This window comes from Enterobacter sp. KB-221C9, from assembly GCF_041320715.1.
Taxonomy (GTDB): domain Bacteria; phylum Pseudomonadota; class Gammaproteobacteria; order Enterobacterales; family Enterobacteriaceae; genus Enterobacter; species Enterobacter asburiae_D.
Window position 1 is genome coordinate 78,364 of sequence record NZ_JBGIWG010000018.1, and the last position, 9,392, is coordinate 87,755.

At 57.7% G+C, this 9,392-nt stretch carries 7 protein-coding genes; 5 read left to right on the forward strand and 2 right to left on the reverse strand.

Going from position 1 to position 9,392, the window contains the following annotated elements; all coding sequences use genetic code 11:
- Positions 1-27: 27 nt before the first annotated feature.
- Positions 28-2,004, reverse strand: a complete 1,977-nt coding sequence (aegA, locus tag AB8846_RS20855) for a formate-dependent uric acid utilization protein AegA (protein ID WP_370733586.1) — start codon at positions 2,002-2,004, stop codon at positions 28-30.
- Between the two features lie 152 nt (positions 2,005-2,156).
- Between aegA and narQ the strand changes: the two genes are divergently transcribed.
- Together narQ and acrD are read left to right on the forward strand one after the other, a co-directional pair.
- Entirely contained in the window at positions 2,157-3,851 is a 1,695-nt protein-coding gene (gene narQ, locus AB8846_RS20860; RefSeq protein WP_370733587.1) for a nitrate/nitrite two-component system sensor histidine kinase NarQ, read from the forward strand.
- Positions 3,852-3,993: 142 nt separating this feature from the next.
- Positions 3,994-7,107 carry a multidrug efflux RND transporter permease AcrD gene (acrD, locus tag AB8846_RS20865; RefSeq protein ID WP_370733588.1) on the forward strand — a complete coding sequence of 1,038 codons (3,114 nt, stop codon included), beginning with the start codon at positions 3,994-3,996 and terminating at the stop codon, positions 7,105-7,107.
- A 109-nt stretch (positions 7,108-7,216) separates the two neighbouring features.
- Here acrD and ypfM read toward each other — a convergent pair whose 3' ends face one another.
- A complete protein-coding gene (ypfM, locus tag AB8846_RS20870; protein WP_015572204.1) occupies positions 7,217-7,276 on the reverse strand; it encodes a protein YpfM in 60 nt (19 codons plus the stop codon).
- Positions 7,277-7,663: 387 nt separating this feature from the next.
- Between ypfM and AB8846_RS20875 the strand changes: the two genes are divergently transcribed.
- From AB8846_RS20875 to AB8846_RS20885, 3 genes are read left to right on the forward strand one after another with little or no spacing between them, the layout of a single operon-like run.
- A complete protein-coding gene (locus AB8846_RS20875; protein WP_063143464.1) occupies positions 7,664-8,014 on the forward strand; it encodes an ArsC family reductase in 351 nt (116 codons plus the stop codon).
- 10 nt (positions 8,015-8,024) lie between these two features.
- Positions 8,025-9,152 (forward strand): succinyl-diaminopimelate desuccinylase, encoded by a 1,128-nt coding sequence (gene dapE / locus AB8846_RS20880; RefSeq protein WP_121425186.1) that lies wholly within the window; start codon positions 8,025-8,027, stop codon positions 9,150-9,152.
- A 24-nt stretch (positions 9,153-9,176) separates the two neighbouring features.
- Entirely contained in the window at positions 9,177-9,374 is a 198-nt protein-coding gene (locus AB8846_RS20885) for a YpfN family protein (RefSeq protein WP_014171111.1), read from the forward strand.
- Positions 9,375-9,392 lie beyond the last annotated feature (18 nt).

Here is a 9,392-nt window from a genome sequence, read left to right on the forward strand (position 1 = left end):
GTGAATCCCGCTTTGTCGCCCGTCGGTTTAATGATGTTTTGGCGCGTTAACCCCCAGCCAGTCAAGTATCCCTTGCGCCGCATGACGCCCTTCCGCCATTGCGGTCACCACCAGATCCGCGCCGCGTACCGCATCGCCCCCGGCGAAGATCTGTGGGTTGGTCGTCTGGTAACGGTAACGGCTCTCGACCGAAGCAACAATCCGCCCCCAGTCATCCGTTTCGACACCCTGCGCCTGCAGCCACGGCATCGCGTGCGGGTTAAAACCAAACGCCATGATGACCGCATCTGCGGCCATCACGAACTCGCTGCCCGCCACGGGAACGGGCCGACGCCGTCCCTGCGCATCCGGCTCTCCAAGCTCGGTACGCAGCATCCGGATACCGTTGACCTTTCCGTCAGGATCCAGCGTCAGCTCAACCGGCTGGACGTTAAATTCAAACGCCGCGCCCTCTTCTCTGGCGTTCTTCACCTCTTTCTTCGAGCCCGGCATGTTGGCCTCATCCCGACGATAGGCGCAGGTCACCTTCGCCGCACCGTGGCGTAACGCGGTGCGGACGCAGTCCATCGCGGTATCCCCCCCGCCAAGCACTACCACGTTTAAACCCTGGGTGTCGATGAACGGTTCGCTGTCCGTCGCCTCCAGCCCCATAACGTGCCGCGTGTTGCCCACCAGGAAAGGCAGCGCGTCATAGACCCCCGGCGCGTCTTCATGCGGGATACCCGCCTTCATCGAGCGGTAGGTTCCCACGCCAATAAACAGGGCGTCGTAATCGTGCTTTAACTGCGACATCGACACGTCCTGGCCCACCTCGCAGTTCAGCTCGAAGCGGATCCCCATCGCAGTAAATATCTCTCTGCGCCGCGCGAGCAGCGATTTGTCCAGCTTGAATGCCGGGATGCCAAAGGTCAGCAATCCGCCAATTTCCGGATGCCGGTCATAGACCGTCACGCTCACGCCGCTGCGCGCCAGCACGTCGGCGCACGCCAGCCCGGCGGGCCCCGCGCCGACGATCGCGACGCGTTTACCCGACGGCGTGACGGCGGACATATCCGGGCGCCAGCCCATCGCCAGCGCCCGATCGGAGATATAGCGCTCGATGTTACCGATGGTCACGGATCCCGCCTCTTCACGTATTGTGCAGGCACCTTCGCATAATCGGTCCTGCGGACAGACGCGGCCGGTAATTTCAGGTAAACAGTTGGTCTGATGAGAAAGCTCGACCGCGCCGGTGATATCCCCCGCGTTGAGGCGCTCAATCCACTGCGGGATGTGGTTATGCAGCGGGCAGGTCCATTCGCAAATGCTGTGTTCGCCGCATTTCAGGCAGCGCGACGCCTCGCGGGCGGCCTGCCCGTCCCGGAACGGCAGGTAAATTTCGTTAAAATGGCCCACGCGCTCTGCGGCAGCGAGTTTGTCGGGCTCGCCGCGTGGCGCCGTCGCCTGCATCTGCTGCAGTTTGGTGCGCGGAGCGGCTTCTCCGACGACCTCCGCATGCCAGGGCTGCGCCTCCAGGCAGGCCGTGCGCTGTCGGCGCGACTTCGCCAGATTATCAAGGACAGCAGGCGTCGCCAGTGAGAGGACATCTGCCGGGCAATTTTCGATACAGGCCGGGCCGCGTGGTCGCGTCAGACAGAGATCGCATTTGTTCGCCGAGGCCTTCACGCTGCCGTTGTCGAGCGGGGTGACGATAATCTCCATCGTGCCAAACGGGCAGGCCACCACGCAGGCCTTACAGCCGATGCATTTTTGTTGATTCACCTGTACGCTGTCATCGCATTTACTGATGGCGCCGTTCGGGCAGCTTTGCGCGCAGGGTGCATTTTCACAGTGATGGCAGGTGACGGGGCGTCGCTGGTCGCCGGATCTCAGGACCGTAATACGGGGATGAAAATGGCGCTCGCTCAGGACGTGCTGCTCATCGTTGTGCGCTATCACGCAGGCCACTTCGCAGGCGCGACACCCAATGCACTGCTGGCTGTTAGCCATAATAAAACGATTCATAACCACACCTGTTTTTGGTTCAATAACCTTATTCTTTGTATGAATATGGTATTTACGCATCACGGCGCGATCGGGCAATGTTCAAATGCCCAGGATGCCCAATTATTTACAGTGAACCTGTGGCAGATCAATTTTATTCAGAGAGCCGTTCTGTGACCGTTAAACGACCCGTTTCCGGAAGCCTTGCCTGGGCTTTCTTTTCGATCATTGTCTTATCCGTGCTGACCAGCACCGTCGCCCTGCTGACGCTTGCCAGCAGCCAGCGTGACGCCGAAGCTATCAATATCGCGGGTTCGCTGCGCATGCAGAGCTATCGTCTGGGCTACGAGATGCAGCGCAACAGCCCTTCCCTTGCGGCGCATCGCGACAGCTGGCAACAGACGCTGAGCGCGCCTACCCTGCAGAAGCTGAACCGCTGGTACGTCCCGGACAATGTAAAAGCGCGCTACCAGCAGCTGCACGTGGCCTGGCTGGAGATGGATGCGCACATCGCCCGCGGCGACAGCGCGTGGTATCAAACCCATATTGAGGATTTTGTTGGCCGCATTGATGCCTTTGTGCTCGCCCTTCAGCACTACACCGAACATAAAATTCAGACGGTGACCCTGCTCTCTCTGGCGGGCGCTCTCGGGATCCTGCTGCTGACGCTGTTTACCCTGCGACGCATTCGTCGCCGGGTGGTGCTGCCGCTTAACAATCTGGTGGCGGCCAGCGAACGGATTGAGCGCGGGGAATTTGCAACCCCGGCGCCGGATACCGCCCTGCCGAACGAGCTGGGCCAACTCTCCCGCGCCTTTAACCACATGTCCGCCGAATTAGATACGCTCTACCGCTCGCTTGAGGCCTCGGTTGCGGAAAAGACGCGGCATTTGCATGAAGCCCACCAGCAGCTCGACATGCTGTTCAAGTGCTCTCAGGCGCTGAATACCGGCCAGATAGACAGCCACTGCTTCCGGCATATCCTGCAGATTGTCCATGACTATACGCAGATGAATTATCTGGAACTGCGCACCAGCGACGACTGGCGGCTGTGCGAAGGGACGGAGTCTGAGGGCATCCCTCTGCAAAACCTGCCGGTACTGATGCAGGACACCCTTTACGGCGAGCTGCGCTGGCAAAGCGAGACGGACAGCGTCCCCCTCCCGCTGATGAGAAGCGTGGCGACCATGCTCGGGCGCGGGCTGTACTTTAACCAGGCGCAAAAGCATTACCAGCAGCTGCTGCTGATGGAAGAGCGCGCCACCATTGCCCGCGAGCTGCACGATTCGCTGGCGCAGGTGCTATCGTATCTGCGCATTCAGCTGGCGCTGCTCAAACGCGCCGTGCCGGAGGACAATACCCCTGCGCAGACCATCATCACCGACTTCTCCCGCGAGCTGAACAATGCCTGGCAGCAGCTTCGCGAGCTGCTCACCACCTTCCGCCTGACGCTGAACCACGCGAACTTGCCCGCTGCGCTTCAGGAGTCCCTCGACGTCCTGCAGAGCCAGACGCAGGCGAAGCTGCATCTCGACTGCCGTCTCTCCTCGCTGGCGCTGGACGCGCAAAAGCAGGTGCATCTGTTGCAGATCGTGCGTGAGGCCGTGTTGAACGCCATTAAGCACGCGCAGGCCAGCGAGATCACCGTAAGCTGCGTGACCGCAGCGGACGGTACGCACAGCGTCAGCATTCGTGACAACGGCATCGGGATTGGCGAAGCCAGCGAGCCGCCGGGACACTACGGGCTGAACATTATGCGCGAACGCGCGCAACGGCTCGGCGGATTGCTGCACTTTTCGCAGCCGCAAAACGGCGGCACGCTGGTCAGCGTGACGTTCCCGGCGCCCGCGCCGTTAACGGGTAAATAACGGTAAAGAGGGAAGCGCAGGGAAAAGCGCATGATAATTTACATTATCTCCTTTATTTCTCCACGTTTGACCTGGCCCTTACCGCTAAAGTTATGCGGGCAATAAACAATAATGACGTGCAGCAAAACGAGGTCACACTTTCATGGCGAATTTTTTCATCGATCGCCCCATTTTTGCCTGGGTGCTTGCCATCCTGTTGTGTCTGACAGGTGTCCTGGCGATTACTTCACTTCCTGTTGAGCAATACCCCGATCTGGCACCGCCTAACGTGCGCGTTACCGCAAACTACCCCGGCGCTTCCGCACAAACGCTGGAAAACACCGTGACGCAGGTTATCGAGCAGAACATGACGAGTCTGGATAACCTGATGTACATGTCCTCGCAAAGTAGCGCCACGGGTCAGGCGACGGTTACCCTGAGCTTTAAGGCGGGCACCGACCCGGATGAAGCGGTGCAGCAGGTGCAAAACCAGCTGCAGTCGGCCATGCGAAAGCTGCCCCAGGCGGTGCAGAATCAGGGCGTGACCGTGCGTAAAACCGGTGATACCAACATTTTGACCATCGCGTTTGTGTCGACAGATGGCTCAATGGATAAGCAGGACATTGCCGACTACGTCGCCAGTAATATTCAGGATCCCATCAGCCGTATTAACGGCGTCGGCGATATCGACGCTTACGGCTCACAGTACTCAATGCGCATCTGGCTCGATCCCAACAAGCTGAACAGCGTCCAGATGACGGCAACCGACGTGACGAATGCCATCAAAGCCCAGAACGCCCAGATTGCGGTGGGGCAACTGGGGGGAACGCCGTCCGTCGATAAGCAGGCCCTGAACGCCACCATCAATTCACAATCCCTTCTGCAGACGCCGGACCAGTTCCGCAACATCACCCTGCGCGTGAATCAGGATGGGTCGGAAGTGCGCCTGGGCGATGTCGCCACGGTAGAAATGGGGGCGGAAAAATACGACTACCTGAGCCGCTTTAACGGCAATCAGGCCTCCGGTCTGGGGATTAAACTGGCCTCCGGCGCAAACGAAATGGCCACGGCCAAACTGGTGCTGGACCGTCTGGACGAGCTTTCACAGTATTTCCCGCACGGGCTGGAGTACAAAGTCGCCTACGAAACCACCTCCTTCGTTAAAGCGTCGATTGAGGACGTGGTGAAGACCCTGCTGGAAGCCATCGCGCTGGTGTTCCTGGTGATGTACCTGTTCCTGCAAAACTTCCGCGCAACGCTGATCCCCACCATTGCCGTCCCGGTGGTGCTGCTGGGGACCTTTGCGGTGCTTTACGCGTTCGGGTACAGCATTAACACCCTGACGATGTTTGCGATGGTGCTGGCGATTGGCCTTCTGGTGGATGATGCCATCGTGGTGGTTGAAAACGTCGAGCGCATCATGAGCGAAGAAGGACTCTCTCCGCGCCAGGCGACGCGCAAATCCATGGGGCAAATTCAGGGGGCGTTAGTCGGTATTGCGATGGTGCTGTCGGCCGTCTTTATCCCGATGGCCTTCTTTGGCGGCACCACCGGGGCGATTTACCGTCAGTTCTCGATAACCATCGTCTCGGCGATGGTGCTATCCGTGCTGGTGGCGCTGATCCTCACCCCTGCGCTGTGCGCCACTATTCTGAAACCGCTGCATAAAGGGGAGCAGCACGGGCAAAAAGGGTTCTTCGGCTGGTTTAACCGCATGTTCAACCGCAATGCCGCGCGGTATGAATCGGCCGTCGGTGGCGTGCTCCATCGCAGCCTGCGCTGGATGATGATTTACGTTGTGCTGCTGGGCGGCATGGTCTGGCTGTTTATGCATCTTCCCACCTCGTTCCTGCCGATGGAAGACCGGGGAATGTTCACCACCTCGGTGCAGCTCCCGAGCGGCGCAACGCAGCAGCAGACGCTGAAGGTTGTCCAGCAGGTGGAACAGTACTTCTTCACCAAAGAGAAAGATAACGTTGTGTCGGTCTTCTCCACCGTAGGCTCTGGCCCGGGCGGAAACGGGCAGAACGTCGCCCGCATGTTCGTCCGCCTGAAGGACTGGGACGAGCGCGATACCAGAACGGGAACGTCATTTGCCATTATTGAACGCGCGACGAAAGCCTTTGCGCACATCAAAGAGGCGCGCGTCTTCGCCAGCAGCCCGCCGGCGATAAGCGGCCTGGGCAGTTCCGCCGGGTTTGATATGGAGCTGCAGGATCACGCCGGGGCAGGCCACACGGCGCTGATGGCGGCACGCGATAAGCTGCTAGCGCTGGCAGGCAACGATCCGGGCCTGACCCGCGTTCGCCATAACGGTCTTGACGACAGCCCGCAGCTCCAGGTGGATATCGATCAGCGCAAGGCGCAGGCGCTGGGCGTCTCGATCAACGATATTAATGACACCCTGCAAACGGCGTGGGGCTCGAGCTACGTGAATGACTTTATGGATCGCGGCCGCGTGAAAAAAGTGTATGTCCAGTCCGCCGCGCCGTTCCGCATGCTGCCGGATGATATAAACCGCTGGTTTGTCAGGAACAATGCCGGCGGCATGGTGCCCTTCTCCGCGTTTGCCACCTCGCACTGGGAGAGCGGCTCGCCGCGTCTGGAGCGCTATAACGGCTACTCTGCGGTTGAAATCGTCGGGGAAGCCGCGCCGGGCGTCAGTACCGGTACCGCCATGGATACCATGGAAAAACTGGTGCAGCAGCTGCCCGCTGGTTTTGGTCTCGAGTGGACGGCCATGTCCTACCAGGAGCGTCTCTCCGGTGCACAGGCCCCCGCGCTTTACGCGCTCTCTCTGCTGGTGGTCTTCCTCTGCCTTGCCGCACTGTATGAAAGCTGGTCGGTCCCGTTCTCCGTCATGCTGGTCGTGCCGCTTGGGGTTATCGGTGCCCTGCTGGCGACCTGGATGCGCGGCCTGGAGAACGATGTTTACTTCCAGGTGGGTCTGCTCACCGTGATTGGGCTGTCGGCGAAAAACGCCATTCTGATCGTTGAGTTTGCCAACGAGATGAATGCCAAAGGCCACGAGCTGATGGCCGCCACGCTGCACGCCTGCCGTCAGCGCTTACGCCCGATCCTGATGACGTCGCTGGCGTTTGTCTTTGGCGTACTGCCGATGGCAACCAGTACGGGGGCAGGCTCCAGCAGCCAGCACGCGGTAGGGACCGGGGTCATGGGCGGCATGATTTCGGCCACCATTCTGGCCATTTACTTCGTGCCGTTGTTCTTTGTGCTGGTGCGTCGCCGCTTCCCGTTAAAGGAACGCGCTGAGTAAGTGATTGAAATAAAAAAAGGCGGCTTTATCGGCCGCCTTTTTATTGTGTGATTAATTCACACTATGGTTATTTTACTTATTTTAGTGCTCTTGCAATTCTTACTGAATGTCATTTACGAAGCATGCCTTCGATAAAATCTTTCCAGTTCCCCAGTTCACGTTCAATCATAACAACCTCTCTTATTATTATGCGCATTCTACAAAAACGGACCATCATTGTGAAGACTATTTAACCAATTGCTGTGATTGTACCCCACGTCCTGCGGGGATTTATGATAAATATGAACGGAGAGGCCTCAATTTTTTGTGACGGCTAGCAATATTTTGAAATAACCCCACGGACGGGTGAGTTTTATTTTACCTGCTGAGTTTATTCGAAATTTAAAGCTTATGGACATCTATGCTTAAAGGGTGAAAGAATATTCAGCGTACAGATGTGAGTTGAATTAAGATGAAGTGTAAATCCAGACAATTCCTGAATGTGTTATATTCCACTTAAGGATATATCTTCGAATTTACTGAACATTTAATCGCCATAAGAGCAAAAGGATTCACCATGGTTGTGATGTACGGCATTAAAAATTGCGACACCATCAAAAAAGCCCGCCGCTGGCTGGAAGCAAACGGCGTGGAGTACCGCTTCCACGATTACCGTGCCGACGGGCTTGATGCAGAATTTCTGCATAACGCGATCGGCGAACTAGGGTGGGAAGCCCTGCTGAATACGCGCGGCACCACCTGGCGTAAACTCGACGAATCTCTGCGCGCCAGCATCAACAACGCCGACAGCGCGGCAAAACTGATGCTCGAGATGCCGGCAATGATCAAACGCCCATTGCTCTGCGCGCCAGGGCAGCCTATGCTGCTGGGTTTCAGTGAAACCCTTTATTCCGACTTTTTTCGTTGAGGTGTAGTTTATGTCATGCCCGGTCATTGAGCTGACTCAGCAGCTTATTCGCCGTCCTTCCCTTAGCCCGGACGACGCAGGTTGTCAGGCACTTATGATTGAGCGCCTGCGCGCCATCGGTTTCACCGTTGAACGCATGGATTTTGGCGATACCCAGAACTTCTGGGCGTGGCGCGGCCAGGGTGAAACGCTGGCCTTTGCCGGGCATACTGACGTCGTTCCCGCCGGTGATGCGGATCGCTGGATTAACCCGCCGTTTGAACCAACCATCCGCGATGGCATGCTGTTTGGTCGCGGCGCGGCAGACATGAAAGGCTCTCTGGCGGCGATGGTCGTGGCGGCAGAGCGCTTTGTGGCCCAGCATCCAAACCACAAAAACCGTCTGGCGTTTTTAATCACCTCCGACGAAGAAGCCAGCGCCCATAACGGTACCGTGAAGGTCGTTGAAGCGCTGATGGCGCGTAACGAGCGTCTCGACTACTGCCTGGTCGGTGAGCCGTCCAGTACCGAAGTGGTGGGTGATGTCGTCAAAAACGGGCGCCGTGGCTCGCTGACCTGTAACCTGACCATTCACGGCGTTCAGGGGCACGTTGCTTATCCGCATCTGGCCGATAACCCGGTCCATCGCGCTGCGCCAATGCTGAGCGAGCTGGTGGGCATCGAGTGGGATAAAGGCAACGAATTCTTCCCGCCAACCAGCATGCAGATTGCGAACGTCAAGGCCGGGACCGGCAGCAACAACGTGATCCCGGGTGATTACTTCGTCCAGTTTAACTTCCGCTTCAGCACCGAACTGACCGATGAGATGATCAAGGCGCGCATTGTCGCCCTGCTGGAAAAATATCAGCTGCGTTACACCGTAGAGTGGTGGCTTTCCGGCCAGCCGTTCCTGACGCAGCGCGGTAAACTGGTTGATGCGGTGGTGAACGCCATCGAGCACTATAATGAAATTAAGCCACAGCTGCTGACAACGGGTGGCACCTCAGACGGACGCTTTATCGCCCGTATGGGCGCCCAGGTTGTCGAACTGGGTCCAGTGAACGCAACCATTCATAAAATCAATGAGTGTGTCAATGCGGCAGATTTGCAACTGCTGGCCCGTATGTATCAACGTATTATGGAGCAACTCGTCGCCTGACGAACGCTCTGAGAGGAATAGCGAATGGATTGGCTTTCAAAGTACTGGTGGATTCTGGTGTTAGTTTTTCTGGTTGGCGTATTGCTTAACGTGATTAAAGATCTTAAGCGCGTTGACCATAAAAAATTTCTCGCCAACAAACCGGATCTTCCCCCGCACCGTGATTTTAACGACAAGTGGGACGATGACGACGACTGGCCGAAGAAGGACCAGAAGAAGTAATCCCCTCACCCCCAGCCC